Annotated in this window: 16 protein-coding genes; 10 read left to right on the forward strand and 6 right to left on the reverse strand. The window is 63.2% G+C overall.

What is annotated here, in order from left to right:
* Positions 1 to 45 precede the first annotated feature (45 nt).
* The gene (locus B9Z01_RS29740) at positions 46 to 600 is read left to right on the forward strand and encodes a DUF1415 domain-containing protein (RefSeq protein WP_085489150.1); all 555 of its coding nucleotides are present in this window, start codon (positions 46 to 48) and stop codon (positions 598 to 600) included.
* A 172-nt stretch (positions 601 to 772) separates the two neighbouring features.
* Here B9Z01_RS29740 and B9Z01_RS29745 read toward each other — a convergent pair whose 3' ends face one another.
* Complete coding sequence (locus B9Z01_RS29745) at positions 773 to 1,615, reverse strand: class I SAM-dependent methyltransferase (RefSeq protein ID WP_085489151.1); 843 nt, start codon at positions 1,613 to 1,615, stop codon at positions 773 to 775.
* 387 nt (positions 1,616 to 2,002) lie between these two features.
* Between B9Z01_RS29745 and B9Z01_RS29750 the strand changes: the two genes are divergently transcribed.
* Complete coding sequence (locus tag B9Z01_RS29750) at positions 2,003 to 2,323, forward strand: type II toxin-antitoxin system HicA family toxin (protein ID WP_085489152.1); 321 nt, start codon at positions 2,003 to 2,005, stop codon at positions 2,321 to 2,323.
* Positions 2,324 to 2,568: 245 nt separating this feature from the next.
* Positions 2,569 to 3,840: a TIGR03862 family flavoprotein gene (locus tag B9Z01_RS29755; protein WP_085489153.1), complete on the forward strand. Its 1,272-nt coding sequence runs from the start codon at positions 2,569 to 2,571 to the stop codon at positions 3,838 to 3,840.
* Between the two features lie 29 nt (positions 3,841 to 3,869).
* On the opposite strand, the gene B9Z01_RS29760 is transcribed toward B9Z01_RS29755, so the two are convergent.
* A complete protein-coding gene (locus tag B9Z01_RS29760) occupies positions 3,870 to 5,003 on the reverse strand; it encodes a methyltransferase (protein ID WP_085489154.1) in 1,134 nt (377 codons plus the stop codon).
* A 383-nt stretch (positions 5,004 to 5,386) separates the two neighbouring features.
* Entirely contained in the window at positions 5,387 to 6,010 is a 624-nt protein-coding gene (locus B9Z01_RS29765) for a CGNR zinc finger domain-containing protein (RefSeq protein WP_085489155.1), read from the reverse strand.
* Between the two features lie 172 nt (positions 6,011 to 6,182).
* On the opposite strand from B9Z01_RS29765, the gene B9Z01_RS29770 reads away from it, so the two are divergent.
* The 6 genes from B9Z01_RS29770 (at position 6,183) to B9Z01_RS29800 (ending at position 12,762) form a co-directional block, all read left to right on the forward strand.
* Entirely contained in the window at positions 6,183 to 6,878 is a 696-nt protein-coding gene (locus tag B9Z01_RS29770) for an alpha/beta fold hydrolase (protein ID WP_085489156.1), read from the forward strand.
* Between the two features lie 96 nt (positions 6,879 to 6,974).
* Positions 6,975 to 7,829 carry an alpha/beta fold hydrolase gene (locus tag B9Z01_RS29775; protein WP_085489157.1) on the forward strand — a complete coding sequence of 285 codons (855 nt, stop codon included), beginning with the start codon at positions 6,975 to 6,977 and terminating at the stop codon, positions 7,827 to 7,829.
* Between the two features lie 164 nt (positions 7,830 to 7,993).
* Positions 7,994 to 8,764 carry an SDR family oxidoreductase gene (locus tag B9Z01_RS29780; RefSeq protein ID WP_085489158.1) on the forward strand — a complete coding sequence of 257 codons (771 nt, stop codon included), beginning with the start codon at positions 7,994 to 7,996 and terminating at the stop codon, positions 8,762 to 8,764.
* Positions 8,765 to 9,487: 723 nt separating this feature from the next.
* Positions 9,488 to 10,432 carry a SphA family protein gene (locus tag B9Z01_RS29785; protein WP_085489159.1) on the forward strand — a complete coding sequence of 315 codons (945 nt, stop codon included), beginning with the start codon at positions 9,488 to 9,490 and terminating at the stop codon, positions 10,430 to 10,432.
* A gap of 445 nt (positions 10,433 to 10,877) precedes the next feature.
* A complete protein-coding gene (locus B9Z01_RS29795; RefSeq protein ID WP_085489160.1) occupies positions 10,878 to 12,254 on the forward strand; it encodes an MFS transporter in 1,377 nt (458 codons plus the stop codon).
* Positions 12,255 to 12,330: 76 nt separating this feature from the next.
* Positions 12,331 to 12,762: a GlcG/HbpS family heme-binding protein gene (locus B9Z01_RS29800; protein WP_085489161.1), complete on the forward strand. Its 432-nt coding sequence runs from the start codon at positions 12,331 to 12,333 to the stop codon at positions 12,760 to 12,762.
* A gap of 92 nt (positions 12,763 to 12,854) precedes the next feature.
* Here the strand turns inward: B9Z01_RS29800 and B9Z01_RS29805 are convergent, their stop codons facing one another.
* The 3 genes from B9Z01_RS29805 to B9Z01_RS29815 form a co-directional block, all read right to left on the reverse strand.
* On the reverse strand, positions 12,855 to 13,595 hold the full coding sequence (locus tag B9Z01_RS29805) for a transporter substrate-binding domain-containing protein (RefSeq protein ID WP_085489162.1): 741 nt from the start codon (positions 13,593 to 13,595) through the stop codon (positions 12,855 to 12,857).
* A gap of 83 nt (positions 13,596 to 13,678) precedes the next feature.
* Positions 13,679 to 14,086 (reverse strand): nuclear transport factor 2 family protein, encoded by a 408-nt coding sequence (locus B9Z01_RS29810; protein WP_085489163.1) that lies wholly within the window; start codon positions 14,084 to 14,086, stop codon positions 13,679 to 13,681.
* Positions 14,073 to 14,996 (reverse strand): cupin domain-containing protein, encoded by a 924-nt coding sequence (locus B9Z01_RS29815; RefSeq protein WP_143809109.1) that lies wholly within the window; start codon positions 14,994 to 14,996, stop codon positions 14,073 to 14,075. The genes B9Z01_RS29810 and B9Z01_RS29815 overlap by 14 nt, the downstream gene beginning before the upstream one ends.
* A gap of 131 nt (positions 14,997 to 15,127) precedes the next feature.
* On the opposite strand from B9Z01_RS29815, the gene B9Z01_RS29820 reads away from it, so the two are divergent.
* A complete protein-coding gene (locus B9Z01_RS29820; protein WP_167387587.1) occupies positions 15,128 to 15,949 on the forward strand; it encodes a FadR/GntR family transcriptional regulator in 822 nt (273 codons plus the stop codon).
* Positions 15,950 to 15,969: the final 20 nt, after the last annotated feature.

Genomic DNA, 15,969 nt, shown 5'->3' on the forward strand with positions numbered 1-15,969 from the left:
ATCCACACCGTTAAAATAGCGCCTTTAGCTTCCGCGCCCGCCCCCATGCCGTCGTCCGCCCAATCTCACGATGCCGTTATCGCCGCGACCCGTCACTGGCTGACGGCGGCCGTGATCGGACTCAACCTGTGTCCGTTCGCGAAAGCCGTGTATGTGAAAGAGCAGATTCGCTACGCCGTCAGCGACGCTGAGGACATGGAAGCCGTACTGACCGATCTCGAAGCCGAACTCCAGGCGCTCGTCGCAACCGATCCATCTGCCGTCGACACCACGCTGCTGATCCTGCCGCGCGCACTCGGCAACTTCCTCGATTTCAACGATTGCCTGTTCTTCGCTGACCGGCTCATCAAACAATTGCGGCTCGACGGAATCATTCAGATCGCGAGCTTTCATCCGCATTACCAGTTTGAAGGCAGCGAGCCCGGCGACATCGAAAACTACACGAACCGGGCACCCTATCCGATCCTGCATCTGCTGCGCGAAGACAGTATCGATCGGGCCGTTCAGGCTTTCCCCGAGGCGGAAGAGATTTACGAACGCAATCAGGAGACGCTCAGGCGCATCGGCCTCGCCGGCTGGAATGCGTTGATGAAGCGATGAATCTGAAGCGGTGAACACGTGGTGCCAGCGTTGTCCGCGCCGCCACCCGCCAAGCCAAGCTGTCAAGCCAGGCTGTGAAGCAGAGAAAGAAGATTCGCCACCGCGAGCGGCAAACCGGCTCGCGGCAGGAAAACCGCCGAAACAGCAAAGCCGCCGGACCGAAAAAACCGCCTCAGGCCGGCAAAAAGAACCGCTCTTTCAACGCCTCGAGCCCGAGCGTTTCGATCACTTCCGTCAGCCGCTCAGCGGGCCGGCGGCGCGGCAGATCCTTGTACTGCGCGATGATCAGCTCGTTTTTCATCGAATGTTCCCAGCCGACCAGTTCGGTCACGCTCACCTGATAGCCGTGTGCTTCGAGCTGCAAGCAGCGCAGCACGTTCGTGATCTGACTGCCGAATTCCCGCGTATGCAGCGGATGACGCCAGATTTCCGTCAACGCATCCTTGAGCGCACGCCCCTTGTTCTGCCGCAGCACGCCCGCCACCTCGGCCTGACAGCACGGCACGACGACGATGTACTTCGCGTGCTTTTCCAGCGCGAAGTGAATCGCGTCGTCGGTCGCGGTATTGCATGCGTGCAGTGCCGTCACGATGTCGACCTGCGCCGGCAGACGCGCCGACGTGATCGACTCCGCCACCGACAGGTTCAGAAACGACATCCCCTTGAAGCCGAGCCGCGCGGCCAACTCTTCGGACTTCGTAACGAGTTCTTCGCGCGTTTCAATGCCATAAATGTGCGCAGCCCCACCAGCGGCGTCCTGAAACTCCTTGAAAAAAAGGTCATACAGAATAAAACCGAGGTATGACTTGCCCGCACCGTGGTCGACGAGCGTCAGGCCGCCCTGCGCGTCCTTGATATCCTTGAGCAACGGCTCGATGAACTGGAACAGATGGTAGACCTGCTTCAGCTTGCGGCGGCTATCCTGGTTCATCTTGCCGTCGCGCGTGAGGATGTGAAGTTCCTTCAGGAGTTCGACGGACTGGTTGGGACGGATTTCGAGGGTTTTACTGGACATCGTGGGAACCGCCATCAATTGCAACGCGAACGTGCGACAGATGACGGAAAAAGAGAAAAGATGCTGTCAGTTTACCCAAAGTGCGGCTCACCCTACGAGGAAGCCGCGCGGACCATGCGGTGCATGCCATCAACCTGGAACACTTCCTGCCCGAAAAGCGGTGCGCAGGGGCGTTGCGGGAATGGCGGAAAAAACAGCTTGCGCGCCGGCTGAGCCCTCGGGCCCAAGCCGCGTCGCCAGAAAAGAGGACGCTGCCGGTTCAACACCGGACAGACGAACCGAACGCATGTGGGGAGGACGGTCCCGGAACACGGACCGAATGTTACGTAACCAGCAGTGCGCCGGAATCACAACCGCACGCGTGCTCGGATGATGGAAGAGGCAGCAATGGATACGGCACCCAACGGAAATGTCGAACAGAAGTTTCAGGAACTGCTGGCGAAGCTCACCGCGACGCCAGCCTGGTCGGAGAAACAGCAACTCGAACTGGAAATGGCACGCGACATCTCCACCGAAATGCTGCGGCTCGCCGAAGTCATGCGCGACGGCAGCGTCGATCTGGAGACATGTCTCACGATGCTCAAATACGCGAAAGTGCTCGACTTCGTGATGACGACGCTCGCGTCGCGGCGCGACATCAAACCGCAAACGCTGCGGGTCATCTTCAAGCTCGCCGGGCTGAAAGTGGACGAGGCTTACCCCGGCTAGAGCGTTGAGATTCTGGTTAGGATCACCTGGTATCCTAACGGGACTCCCACCTCGCATGGCAACCTGATCTGGCGGCCCGCGAGCGGCTTTGTGCCGCTCGTGACGCAATGGGTCTGCTGCGTCACGAGCGTCCGGCCGCGTTTGCCCCGGGCCGCGCCCGGTGTGACAATAGCGCCCTTCGCGCCGCCGCCCGCTCGTTGAGCCAGTCCGGCGCGGCGGCCCCTTCCGCTTATCCGCAGACCCGCATGCCATCCTCGCCCGATTCCACCCGCGTCGCCGTGATCGGCGGCGGCCCCGCCGGCCTGATGGCCGCCGAGACGCTTGCCCGGCGCGGCGTGCAAGTCCACGTTTATGACGCGATGCCGTCCGTCGGCCGCAAGTTTCTGATGGCGGGCAAAGGCGGCATGAACATCACGCATTCGGAACCACTCGAGCCGTTTCTGGAGCGCTATGGCGCGCGCCGCGAGCGGATCGCGCCGCTTCTCGACGTGTTCGGGCCCGATGCGCTGCGCGCCTGGCTGCACGAGATGGGCGTCGAGACCTTCGTCGGCAGTTCGGGGCGGGTTTTCCCTTCCGACATGAAGGCGGCGCCGATGCTGCGGGCGTGGCTGCACCGCCTGCGCGAAGCGGGCGTGCAATTCCATATGCGCCACAAGTGGCGCGGCTGGGCTCCGGCTGCCGGCGAATCCGCCGCGCACCTGCTCCGGTTCGACACGCCCAACGGTGAACAGACCGCGAGCTGCGACGCAGTGGTGTTCGCACTCGGCGGCGCGAGTTGGCCGCGTCTCGGCTCCGACGCCGCGTGGGTGCCGCTCATGACGTTGCGCGACGTGCCTGTGGCGCCGCTGCGGCCCGCCAACTGCGGCTTCGATGCGGACTGGAGCCCTTATCTGCGCGAGCGTTTCGCGGGGCAGCCGATCAAGCCGGTCGCGATCACGGTCAGCGATGTAGACGAAAAAGTCCACAATCGACAAGGTGAAATACTTCTGACCGAAACCGGCCTCGAGGGGAGCCTGATTTACGCGTTGTCGGCGCCGATCCGGGAGCGGATTCTGGCCGACGGCGACGTCACGATCTCGCTGGATCTCGCGCCGGGCTTGCCGCTCGAGCGGGTCGTCGCGGAAGTGACGCGGCCGCGAGGCTCACGTTCGGTGGCGAGCCATCTGCATGGCCGGATCGGAATTGGCGGGGTCAAACTGGCGCTGCTACACGAGATTCTGCCGAAGGAAGCGTTCGCCGATGCAGCCGGCCTCGCACACGCGATCAAGGCGCTGCCGCTGCGGCTCGCACGGGCCCGGCCGATCGAGGAAGCGATCAGCACGGCGGGCGGTGTTCCGTTCGAAGCACTGGACAGCAATCTGATGATCGAGCGGATACCCGGTGCGTTCTGTGCGGGGGAAATGCTCGACTGGGAAGCGCCGACCGGCGGCTATCTGCTGACTGCCTGCTTCGCAAGCGGCCTCGTGGCTGGCCGGGGAGTGTGCGCTTATCTGGAGGAGCGTGACGGTTTAAAGTGAGCCGGTGATGGGTCGCGCCAACGCCCCGCTCATCGCGCCTTCAACCGCCACAACGACGTCACCTCGGCCGCCCGCGCCGCATGCAGCGGATCGGTCTTGTCACTCGCCTTCGGATGCCGCGGACGAATGTCCTCGCGGCCCACGACGCTCAGCCCCGCGTTATCGATCGCGGCCAGCAGCCACTCGCGCGTACGCAAGCCCAGATGCTCGGCGAAATCCGAAATGATCAGCCAGCCTTCGCCGCCAGGCGACAGATGATCCGCGAGGCCGTTCAGAAAACCGAGCAGCATGCGGCTGTCCGGATCGTAGACCGCGTATTCGAGCGGCGACGCGGGCCGCGCCGGCACCCACGGCGGATTGCACACGACGAGCGGCGCCTGCCCTTGCGGGAACAAGTCCGCCTGCACGACCTCGACCTGCTGCGCATAACCGAGGCGCGCGATATTTTCTCGTGCACACGCCAGCGCGCGCGGATCCTGATCGGTCGCGACGATCTGCTTCACACCGCGTTTGGCGAGCAATGCGGCCAGCACGCCCGTGCCGGTGCCGATATCGAAGGCCTTGTCGAGCGCGGGCAACGGCGTGCGCGCGACGAGATCCACGTACTCGCCGCGCACCGGCGAAAACACGCCGTAGTGCGGATGGATACGCTCACCGAGTGCGGCAATCTCGACGCCCTTCTTGCGCCATTCGTGCGCGCCGATCAAACCGAGCAACTCGCGCAGCGACGCGACCGACGCTGCGCCGGTGGACGGTCCATAGGCTTCGGCGCAGGCCTCCCGCACGTCGGGCGCGCGGCGCAATGGAATACCGTAATCGGCGTCGAGCGGAATCAGGATCATGCCGAGCGTGCGCGCGCGTTGCGACTGCGCCTGCCGATGCAGATTGAACGCATCGAGCGGCGTCGCACCCTGCTTGCGCGGCTTGCGTTCGAGCCGGCGCGTGACGGCCTGCAGCAGTTGCCGGGCGTTCTGGAAGTCGCCGTGCCACAGCAACGCCGTCCCTTCGCAAGCGAGGCGGTAGGCCGAATCGGCCGTAGTGCGGTCATCCGCGACGACGACGCGCTTCGGGGGCGGCACCGCTGCTTCGGAACGCCAATGCGCGGTGCGCGGGCCATCGGCTTCGGGCCAGGTGAGGGTTGCGGCAGTTGCGGGGCTGGTCATGATGAGGTGGGGTCGATGTTGCGTCGCCGGGGACGTCGCCCGTCGCGGCGAGCCGGAACGTCTGATGGCAATACCGGACGACGCCCGAATAGTACCGTACCGGTGCCGCGCGGGTTCGCGGGAGGGTATGCATCGGCGGAGGGGATAAGGTGAGTCTGGTCACCCCAGAAAATGGACCAAAAAGTCTACAATCGACAAGGTGAAAGAGATATCTGCATTTCAGGCTGCGGGCGGCTCATCATGAGAGCGCGAAATCGCTTATAAATTACCTTCTTTAATCATCATCTTCGGCCAATACACATCGAAAAATGAAAAGAGCGCCGTTGAAATTTCAACGGCGCTCTACATGAAGGGCCAACTTCGGCCATTCCGCCGATGCAGCCTCAACCGCCCTCCTGCTCCTTGAGCCGCTTCCGATGCGCCGCAACCTTCGCGCGATTGCCGCAGACCGCCATGCTGCACCACCGCCGCGCATGCCCACGCGTGTGATCGGCAAACAGCAGCGTGCAGCGGGGACCTTCACACGCCTTCACGTACGTGAAATCCTCGTCGCACACGAGCCGCGCCAAGGCCTCCGCAATCGGCATCAACAAAGACTCGGGCGATTTCCAGCGGCGGCTCTCGCGAAATTGCAACGCGGGGCCTGCACCAGGCACGACTGCACCATACAGCTCGTCTCGCTCGAGAAGCTGATTCAAGGGCGCGAGCCCGACCAGATCCCCGGCAACCAGCGGCCGTCCTTTCCTCTCCCTGACGAAGCGCCTGAACCACTCGCGTAGCGCACGCGCTTGCGCCGCGACCGCATCGAATTCCGTCGATGCGAACTGCGCACGCAATGTCTCCAGCACCTCGGGTGGCGCCATTCCCGCCTGTTCGAGCCAGGCCAGCAGTCCTTCGCCATCGCAGATCCAGTCGACCGCCTCATCCACTGGCGTCGCAACCGAATTCAGGAAATCGAGGCCCGGCGCGTCGGCCAGGAACATCGCAGGGATCTGACGGTAGTCCATCTGGTGCCGTGAGACAGGTAGTTTCGATATCAGGCATCGTAACCATTAAAACCTATCTTGACAAGTTACACATCACGTGAGTAACCTTTAAAAACAAATTAAGCAGGTTACTTCTCAGGGCCGCTCTTTTGGTGGGGCGGCTCAACATTTCTTTCATCCGGAGGAGCAAAGCATGTCTCCTGGTAACGTGAACGTAGTGCTCGTGCATGGGGCATGGGCGGATGGGTCGAGCTGGAGCCGGGTCATCGGCCAACTGAGCGAGCGTCGGATCAACGTAGTGGCGGCGCCGCTGCCGCTCACCTCACTCGGCGACGACGTGGCCGCGCTCGAGCGCTCGCTTGCACGAATCGACGGACCCGTCGTGCTGGTTGGGCATGCGTACGCGGGTGCCGTCATCGGCTCCGTGCGCGCCGCGAATGTGAAGGCGCTCGTGTATGTCGCGGCCCTGGCGCCCGCTGAAGGCGAAACAGTGGCCGACGTTTTCTATCGTGACGAAGCGCATCCGGAGGCACCGAAGCTCGCGCCCGACGGCAACGGCCTGATCTGGCTGCCGCGCGACGCATTCGCAGCCGCCTTTGCACAAAACGCGACGTCGCAGGAGGCAGGCATCCTCGCTGCGATCCAGCGGCCGATCGCGGTGCCGTGCATCAGCGAGGCAGTTGGGCGGCCGCTCTGGAAGGACCTTCCGAGCTGGTTTCTCGTTGCCGGTCAGGATCGGATGATCAACCCCGACACCCAGCATTTCATGGCGAAGCGGATGGACGCTCGCGTCCACGCATTCGACGTGGACCACACGCCGGGCGTCACTGCGCCCGAGACCGTCGTCGGGGTCATCACCGAGGCGATCGAGTCGGTTGCCGCCGGCTGAACGGGCCCGGGCGCCGAGGCTTCGCCATGCCTCTACTCGTATTACGCCTGCCCCGATCCATCACCCTGTGTCCCACTTTCCGCATGGAGAGAAATCATGACCGCTATCCGCTATCACCACGCCGACGTCGACGGCTTCAAGGTGTTCTACCGCGAAGCCCGGCCCGAGCACGCCCCGAAGCTATTGCTGCTGCACGGCTTTCCAAGTTCGAGCCACATGTTTCGCGACCTGATTCCGAAGCTCGCTGACCGTTTCCATATCGTTGCGCCCGATCTGCCCGGATTCGGACAGTCGGACATGCCAGCGCGCGACACCTTCGCCTACACGTTCGATCACATCGCCGACGTGATCGGCCGCTTCACCGAGGTCATCGGCTTCGACCGCTTTGCCGTGTACGTATTCGACTACGGCGCACCGACCGGCTTCCGGCTCGCGCTCAGACATCCCGAGCGGATCACCGCGATCATTTCGCAGAACGGCAACGCCTACGAAGAAGGACTCAGCGACGGCTGGAATCCGATCCGCGCTTACTGGCAGGACGCGTCGCCAGCCAATCGCGAGGCGTTGCGCACGCTGCTCGCACATGAGACGACCGTCTGGCAATACACACATGGCGTGCCGGACACAGCGTCCATCTCTCCGGACGGTTACTCGCTCGACGACTTCTACCTGAGCCGGCCCGGCGTGGACGATGTTCAGCTCGATCTGTTCCGCGACTATCGCAACAACGTCGCGCTGTACCCCGCGTTTCAGGACTATTTCCGTACGCATCGGCCGCCGTTGCTGGCGGTGTGGGGCAAGAACGATCCGTTCTTCCTGCCGGCGGGCGCCGAGGCGTTCCGGCGCGACATCCCCGACGCAGTGGTGCGGTTCTTCGATACCGGCCACTTCGCGCTCGAAACGCATGCGAGCGAAATCGCCGATGCGATCCGCGAGTTCCTTTCCCGTTGATGCGGTGAATTCAGCCGGCCGGATCGACGTCAAACCGGCTGGCTGAATTCGGTTTCGACGAAGGCCACGACGCGCGTCGTGTCGGGGAAGTAGACGAGGCCGGCGGAAAGATGGGCGCCGCCGGCTAAATCGCCAGGCAATCTCCGTCCATCAGGAGAACTGAAATGTCCAGCAGAGTTGCTATTGTCACCGGCGCGAGCCAGGGTATCGGGCGCGCCACCGCCATCAGACTGGCGCGGGATTTTGATTCGATCGTCGTGGTTGCGCGCAACCGGGCCAACCTGGAAGAAACGGCATCGGCAGTGGAGCGGGCAGGCGCGACAGCACTCATCGTCGATGTCGATCTATCCGAGCCGGATGCGGCCGGGCGAGTTGTCGAGCGCACACTTGCGGGTTTTGGCCGGATCGACGCGCTGCTCAACATCGCCGGTGCCGTGCCGCAGATCGATGTCCTCGAGATGACCGATCAGCAATGGGACGAGGGGCTCGCATTGAAGCTTCACGGCGCGCGCAGACTCACGGTGTCGGCATGGCCGTCTCTGAAGACAAGCGGCGGCTCGGTGGTGCTGATGTCCGGCAATTCGGCGTTGTTTCCGAAGGCGCCCTACGCGGCGGTCGGCACGATCAACGCGGCAATCGTGGCGCTTGCAAAAGCGTTCGCGGATCGCGGCATCGCGGACGGCGTGCAGGTCAACAGCGTGCTGCCCGGCCCGGTGATGACCGGCCGGCGCCGTTCGTATCTGGAGCATTGGGCGCCGCTGCACGGCATGAGCGTCGAAGAGGCGACCGCAAAGTTTCCCGTGGAAGCGGGCATTTCGCGGTACGGCACGCCTGAAGAAATTGCCGAACTGATGGCGTTCGTCGTGTCGCCCGCGGCGCACTGGATGACGGGCTCGGCGCTGAGAATGGACGGCGGCGAAGTGAAGTCGGTCTAGGTAAGCTGTTTTGATCGCCGCTGCAAAAGAAGCCTGAGAGACCGGATCTCACGGGGGTTCAGGTAATGCTGGACGGATTCCGCGGGTAAGGTCTACGGCTTGTCCGGCATAGGTCTAGCGAAGATCGGCCGGTCGTCAGCCATCCCCTTCCAGGCTGCGGCTACTGGGCGAAGATCACGGCGGGAAAATTTTCTGCGCTAGCGATTATCTCCGTGCCCGCCGCATATCCCGATTCCCCCTCGCGGATCCTTGCAGTCAATCGGTGACCATTGGCCTTGCTGGAAAGCAAAAATCCCGCACAGGACCCGCCTTTGCGGGATTTTCTTTGTCGTCGCCCCGGTTCCATCAACGGCTTGAAAGTTGTCTCGACGCTCTGGATGAGTTCCGACTCGGACCGCACACACGCATCAGGTTGATTACCGGCTACCGGGCCGACCACGCGCACAACGCTTGCAGCAGGCTCGCCCAACGGCGGAGTCCGGCCGCCCCCTCCCTGTTTCGTCGAACAAGCCGAGAGACCGTTTTCACCTGGGCTCGGCGACCGCGCACCCGTGGCTAAGGACTGGAAACAGCGAGTCCAGCGGTTCAGGCGACGCATTTCCGCTGTGGCGGCCTAGGGAAAACACGGGCGAATCCTCTCCTTTTAGATCATGAAACTTCCCGATACACTAGATACCAAGTTACAAGGTGACTTGGACACAAATAGACAACGACGGAGGAGACATGGGATATGGAAAGGCATTGCGCCGCTGCGTAATGAGTGCGGTTGGTTTGGCTTGCAGCATGGCAGCGACGTCCTCGCACGCTTATGAACCTGGGTATCCCGGCTGGTCAATGCCGCCGGGCGCGACGCTGAACCTGACGGCCGCGCCGGCACCCGTGCCCGGCCTGTATGGCAGCGCGATGCTTTATATCCAGCAATCGAATACCACGGGTCCAGGCGCCACGAAGCAGTCGACGTCGATCAACGTCAACACTGTTGTGGGGTCGTTGATGTGGTCTCCAGGCTGGACCTTTCTCGGCGCCACGTACGAAGGGTTCATCGTGCAGCCCTTCACGATGAACGCTGCAGGTGCCCCGCTCAACACCTCTCACTCCGGCGTGCACAACACGGTGATCTCGCCGGTGCAACTGAGCTGGAACCTGGGCAATACCGGTGTCTATGTGAAGGCCGGTATGGCGGTGGTGGTGCCGGATGGCACGATCGAGGGACCTTCAGGACTCACAAGCATCGGCAACCCCTGGTGGATCATTCAGCCTAATCTGTCGGTTTCTTATCTGAGGAACGGCTGGAGCCTGACGGCGAACATGTCGACCGAGTTCAATACAGCGAACACCTATACCGGTTACCGGACGGGCGACATCATGCATGCGGACTTCGCGGCCACGAAGGCGCTCGGGAAATGGAAAATCGGGCCGGTGGTGACGTACGTCGGACAGATCAGCAATGACACGTCGAGCGCCTACTACCACAACGCGATCATCACCGGCCGCTATAACCTGCTTGCCGTGGGCGGGCTCGCCAGCTACGACTTCGGGCCGGTAAAGCTGAGTCTGTGGGCAACCAGAGACGTGCTTGGGACGGCGACCGGAGGGGGAACGGGAACAGACTCTGCCACGATCACCAAGGGCTACCATGTGTTCGCCAACGTCAGTTTCAAGTTCTAGTGTCCCGAGTCGGGAGTTCGCAGTTCAGTTTCTGAACGGTCCAGGAAGACGCAACCAGGGCGGCTCAATCTGGTGAGGCCCATATTGCTCGGACGTCACGGAAAATGCGATGAAGGGGAAGTCGATGGCAGGTGGGCAAAAGTCGTTGCGTGTGATGGTCGAGGACTGGCTCGCTCCCGATCCCGCGAAGGGTGTTCGGGTCACGGAGTTCAGAAACAGGCGATCCCAACACGAATGCTATGTATGCGTCGAGACACTAAGAGCGGCAGGCCCTGTGGCCCTGTTCTTTTTCCGTCACCAGGACGGCGCATGGCGCATTTTCCCACCGGCCCGGGAGCGGCCGGCAATGCAAGCCACTTCAAATCCGACGAACCTCTAGCTCATCACACTAGCTGAGTAGCAAAGAAAAGAAGCTGGGGGTTCCCCTGGCAAAAGGAGACGAACGATGCAAACTGGCGCCAAGCTTGACCTCGAATCGATCATCGATGCGAGCCCTGTAAGCCGTTTTCAGATCGGGATCATGGCGCTGTGCGCGCTCGTGGCGATGCTCGACGGGTGCGATACGCAGACCATTGCCTTCGTGGCGCCGGCGATCATCAAGAGTTGGCATATCGCGCCGTCGGCGTTCGGGCCGGTGTTCGGCGCCGGCCTGCTGGGCGGTTTGTTCGGCGCGATCGTGTTCGGTGTCGCCAGCGACCGGTTTGGCAGAAAGCCCATCCTGCTCGGCACGGTCCTGCTTTTCTCGGTCGGCTCGCTCCTCACGCCGCTGTGCGAATCACTGGCGTCACTAACCGCGGTGCGTTTCGTCACGGGCCTCGGACTCGGCGGGGCGCTGCCATGCTTCGTGTCGCTGACTTCCGAGTATGCGCCGAAGCGATTGCGCGCCTCGCTCGTCACGACCATGTTCTGCGGCTTTCCGCTGGGCGCGGTCATCGGCGGGTTCGTGTCGGCGCAATTGATTCCCGCTTTCGGATGGTCGAGCGTATTCATCGTCGGTGGCGTGTTGCCGCTGCTCATCATTCCATTCCTCGCGGCCTTCGCTCCCGAATCCGCGCGCTTTCTCGAACTGCGCAGAGACCATAAGGCGATCGCGCGACTGCTGCAGCGCATGCATTCGCAATTCGAGTGGAGCGGCGAGGTGCCCCGGACCGGGCACGGCACGCGCGTGCCCGTCGTCAATCTGTTCAGGGAAGGGCGCGCGCTGGGCACGGTACTGCTATGGATCACGTTATTCATGAGCCTGTTGCTGACGTACTTTCTCGTCAACTGGGTCCCGGTTGTCGCGGGACACAATGGGCTGAGCATCGCCAGCGCGGTGCGAGCGGCCTCGATGCTGAACTTCGGCTCGATCTTCGGCTGCATCGTGCTCGGGCGGCTCGCCGACCGCTTCGGCACCGCCCGTGTGGTGGGATCCGGATTCGCGCTCGGCGCGATCGCGATCGGACTGATCGGCCAGGCCGGCACGTCTGCCGTGTTGCTGGGAACGGTTGCGTTCATGGCCGGGTTTTTTAGCATCGGGGCGCAGATCTGCACGGTGGCGATGTGCGCCGGGTTCTACGATACGTTTTCGCGCGCCACGGGAATCGGCTGGTCGATGGGCGTCGGCCGTCTCGGCGCCATCGTCGGCCCGGTTCTCGGCGGTGTGCTGCTGTCCGCCGGCATGTCGTCTTCGGCACTGTTTCTCGTCGTCGGCTCGACGTCCGTTGGCGCCGCCCTGACCTCGCTTGCGATCGGACGCTTCGTGCTGCGGCGGCGGCGTTCGCAGTCCGAAGGAGCGCCCGCTTACACGTCGGGCACGAGCACATCGCATCACGTGGGTTGAGCGGAGCGGCCATCGCGGAACACGGACAACGAGGCGTCGCGCGCGGATACCCGCCTCTCTTTTTGGAGTACGCACTATGCAAATTTTTTCACTGGATCAGGCGTCGGCGATCGTCGACGCCGCCCTCGCGCATGCAAGGGCGCAGGATTGCCATCCGATGACCGTCGCCGTGCTCGATGCCGGCGGCCACCTGCTCGCGCTGAAGCGTGAGGACAACAGCGGCATCCTGCGCCCCCAGATCGCCCAGGCGAAAGCGTGGGGCGCATTGGGTATGGGACATGGAGGCCGCACGCTGGCGGAGCGGGCAGCCATTGCGCCGGCCTTCTACGCGGCACTGACGGACATCTCCGGCGGGCGCATTGCACCCGTACCTGGCGGCGTGCTGGTTCGTAATGCACAGGGCGACGTGATCGGCGCCGTGGGCATCAGCGGCGATCATCCCGACAAGGACGAAGCCTGCGCGATCCACGGCATCGGCAGCGTCGGCTTGCACGCCGACGTGAACTGACCAGGCTATTGAAAGGGCTGAGCGGCAGCCGGGGCGAAGCCGGCCCGCGTAGTGCGATACGAATCGCCGCGAGTCCGTTAAGCGGTCAGCGGTCAGCGTTTGGCGACGCGCGGCGACACAGCGGCGCGAACGCCGCTTACCTTGTGACGTTCGATCAGTTCGTCGATCATGCCCGCCGCCGTTGCTTCCTCGACGATCCGTTCGAGGAACGCCGCGGCGGCTTCGTTTGGCAGATGCGTGCCGATCGCTTGCTGGATCGACGTGAAGCATCCATCGAGCAGCCTGACACCCGTGAGCGTTTTCTCATCGCGAAGGAGACCGGGCCGGAGTCCGGCCAGGGCGTCGGCCTGAGCCTGCGCGAATGCGTCGTAGGCATCCTTGTGAGTAGGCAGGCGAATCAGGCGCGCACGGGTGACGTGACGCCTCAGCCACAGCTCGTAGGCGCTGCCGGCCGCGGCCGCTATGCGTACGCCGGGGCGATCTAGCGACTGGGCGGAAAGCACAGGTGAATCGGTACGCACGAGGCAGGTGGCATCGATCTCGAGGTAGGCTCTGGTGAAGGCGATCGTCTGCGCACGCTCAGGCTCGCTCGCGACGAGACAGATATCCCAGACATCCTGACCGGCCGCATCGGCGAGCTCGCGAGGTGACGCGAACGGCACACAGGCAAGCGGAACACCCAGCCGCGACGCAATCATGCGCGCGAGGTCCGGGCCGATTCCAGTCGGATTGCCCTGGGCGTCCGGGACACCGACGAGCAGGAAATTGGCAAGGTTGAGACCCGTACGCAGCACGCCGTGTGGCGCAAGCTGTCGAAGCACGAGCGGATCCATTGGATGGTCCTCATGGCAGATAAAGGAATGAGCCCACCACGCGCGGCGTGAAGTGGGCTCACGATGGTTCGCGATACGCCCGGCTACATCGCGAGCGTCATCTGTCGCTGGATGACACGGCGCCTGAACCGCCATGCGCCGTCCGCCTCCTTGCAGACGTCGTCGCGCAGATCGCTGATGCGCAGCTCGGCAGGCGCGTCGTCACCGCGCTGCTCGAAGGTGAGTTGCACGGCAGTCAAGCTGGCGCTCGCGTCGTCGTTGCGCTCGACGCGCAGATTCGACCACACGTGCCGCGTTTTCCGCAGTGGCTCGCGTGCACGCGTTTCGCAGTCGCTGGCGATGGCAGGGCGCCCGGTGAACAGGCGCTCACCCACGAGGAGTATCCCGTCCGCGACAAAAAGCTGTGCGAGCCCCGCACCATCGCCTCGATCGGCGTACCACGCGAAATCGCTGAGCAGGCGTTCGATGGACGCGAGATCAGATGTGATCATTCACCGCTCCCTCGACGAGATCGAACTCCGCTTCAACGTCTTTCGGCACAACGACCGGCGGCAATCCCATCAGGAAGATCTGCAACCCCTGTGCAGCCGTTACCGTGAGCGTTTCGCCGGGTTCCGCCTGGATCGAAGCGTACCGCCCGATTGTCTCCGTGCCGGCGCTGCCGGTGCCATCCGTCACGAACATGAGCCGTCGTGCCGTGTCGTGCGAGGATGTCCAGCTGGCGCCCGGTGCAATCCGGACCATTTCAGTCCACGCAGCGCGCTCCGAGAACGAACCGAGGAACTTGTTCGATACCCCAATGGTGCCGGGCACCGGGATCCAGTTGAAGCGGCCGGGGTCGGCGATCACGACGCCGGGGTAGCGCGGCATCGGATACTTCAGGCGTTCGCCAAACACGTGCCTCCAGATCACGTTAAGGCCCCATTCGAGCTTGCCGTTGGGATGCCGGTAGTTAGGCCCGACGAATTCGCCGATCTTGGCCAGTTCGTCCCGCGCGGCGAGCCGCTGGCCCATGCTCATGAAACCGCATCCGGACGAGCCGCCGAACTGCAGGACGAGCTGCAGACGCTCGCCCGGCGGCGTCTTGCCGAGCGGATCATCCTGCGGGCCGTAGGGCTGGCCCTCCGGAAAGTACCCGACCTGCCCCTCCTTCAGCTTGGCGCCTTCACCGATGTTCATGTCCCCGACGAGCGGCAGACGGATCTGCTCGAAGTTGTGACGATGACGTGGCATATAAAAGTCGCTGTCCTGACGCCCCAGCACGAGCATGAAGTTCTCGGGCGACATCGGGTCGCCCTCGAGACAGTACTGGAATACTACCGTTCCAGTAGGATGGTCTTTGTGCCAGTCAGTGTCGCTGAAATGCTTGATTCTCATGCCTCCTCCTTTGATCGGATCCACGCCTGCAGCGCATTTCGCCCAGGCGTGACAAAAGACCCGGCCGATTACCGGCCGGCTAAAATTGATTTTGTGACTAAGTCACCATGTGACTTAATACCAGTATAATGCAGACAACGAAAAAAGGAACACTCATGTCTGACCCGACCGCTTCCGACTGGCAACCATCAAAGCGTCTCGAACGCGGCAATGCCGCGGAACAGATCCTGGAAGATCTGCGCGATCGCATCCTGAGGGGGCAGTTTTCCCGCGGCGCAAAGCTGCCGACCGAAAAGCAGATGGCCGAGGGCTATGGAGTGAGCGGCGCGACCATTCGCGAAGCCATCCGCGGGCTCGTGACCGCGCAGCTCGTCGAGGTCCGGCACGGCAGCGGCGCCTACGTGACAGCGCAGAAGGATCAACTGATCGCAGCGTCCCTGTCCTCGATGATCCAGATCGAGCGCATCGGCGTACCGCAGGTGCTCGGCGTGCTCGGCGCGCTACTGTCCTATGCGGCGGAACTCGCCGCGAAGCACGCGACGGCGGAAGATATCGAGGGCATGCGGCAGGCCTTGCGCCGCATCGAGGAAGGCGACAGTGCGCAAGCCATTTCCGGTGCTGTTATTGCGTTCATCGAGGCGATCGGGCAGGCATCGGGGAATTCCCTGCTGGCCGCGCTCTGCCGGTTCTTCGTTGGTATCCAGGTCGACCTTGGCGCCAATCTGTCCGGCGGAACCGTGACGAGTTGGCGAGCCACGACGGCCTCGATCGGCCGGGATCGTCTGCAGGTTTTCAAGGCGATCGAAGCGAGGGATCCGGCGGCAGCGAAAGCAGCCGCGCTCGCCTTTCACGAGCGCGCCCTCGAAGTGATCATCGCGCAACCCAACGCCGCTACCGCGATGGTGAGCGATCCGGCGCTCACTGCGCTTCTGTCATCAGTTCTACGGCAGAAGGCTCAGGGGGACGGGAACCTTTGAAGCCGGGTACCGGCGTGAAG

The organism is Paraburkholderia susongensis (assembly GCF_900177725.1).
GTDB lineage: Bacteria > Pseudomonadota > Gammaproteobacteria > Burkholderiales > Burkholderiaceae > Paraburkholderia > Paraburkholderia susongensis.

What these genes read in the sequence shown, in the direction of transcription:
- B9Z01_RS29740 (WP_085489150.1), top strand. Translation starts at nt 46, where the DNA reads ATGCCGTCGTCCGCCCAATCTCACGATGCCGTTATCGCCGCGACCCGT.
- B9Z01_RS29745 (WP_085489151.1), bottom strand. Translation starts at nt 1,615, where the DNA reads ATGTCCAGTAAAACCCTCGAAATCCGTCCCAACCAGTCCGTCGAACTC.
- B9Z01_RS29750 (WP_085489152.1), top strand. Translation starts at nt 2,003, where the DNA reads ATGGATACGGCACCCAACGGAAATGTCGAACAGAAGTTTCAGGAACTG.
- B9Z01_RS29755 (WP_085489153.1), top strand. Translation starts at nt 2,569, where the DNA reads ATGCCATCCTCGCCCGATTCCACCCGCGTCGCCGTGATCGGCGGCGGC.
- B9Z01_RS29760 (WP_085489154.1), bottom strand. Translation starts at nt 5,003, where the DNA reads ATGACCAGCCCCGCAACTGCCGCAACCCTCACCTGGCCCGAAGCCGAT.
- B9Z01_RS29765 (WP_085489155.1), bottom strand. Translation starts at nt 6,010, where the DNA reads ATGGACTACCGTCAGATCCCTGCGATGTTCCTGGCCGACGCGCCGGGC.
- B9Z01_RS29770 (WP_085489156.1), top strand. Translation starts at nt 6,183, where the DNA reads ATGTCTCCTGGTAACGTGAACGTAGTGCTCGTGCATGGGGCATGGGCG.
- B9Z01_RS29775 (WP_085489157.1), top strand. Translation starts at nt 6,975, where the DNA reads ATGACCGCTATCCGCTATCACCACGCCGACGTCGACGGCTTCAAGGTG.
- B9Z01_RS29780 (WP_085489158.1), top strand. Translation starts at nt 7,994, where the DNA reads ATGTCCAGCAGAGTTGCTATTGTCACCGGCGCGAGCCAGGGTATCGGG.
- B9Z01_RS29785 (WP_085489159.1), top strand. Translation starts at nt 9,488, where the DNA reads ATGGGATATGGAAAGGCATTGCGCCGCTGCGTAATGAGTGCGGTTGGT.
- B9Z01_RS29795 (WP_085489160.1), top strand. Translation starts at nt 10,878, where the DNA reads ATGCAAACTGGCGCCAAGCTTGACCTCGAATCGATCATCGATGCGAGC.
- B9Z01_RS29800 (WP_085489161.1), top strand. Translation starts at nt 12,331, where the DNA reads ATGCAAATTTTTTCACTGGATCAGGCGTCGGCGATCGTCGACGCCGCC.
- B9Z01_RS29805 (WP_085489162.1), bottom strand. Translation starts at nt 13,595, where the DNA reads ATGGATCCGCTCGTGCTTCGACAGCTTGCGCCACACGGCGTGCTGCGT.
- B9Z01_RS29810 (WP_085489163.1), bottom strand. Translation starts at nt 14,086, where the DNA reads ATGATCACATCTGATCTCGCGTCCATCGAACGCCTGCTCAGCGATTTC.
- B9Z01_RS29820 (WP_167387587.1), top strand. Translation starts at nt 15,128, where the DNA reads ATGTCTGACCCGACCGCTTCCGACTGGCAACCATCAAAGCGTCTCGAA.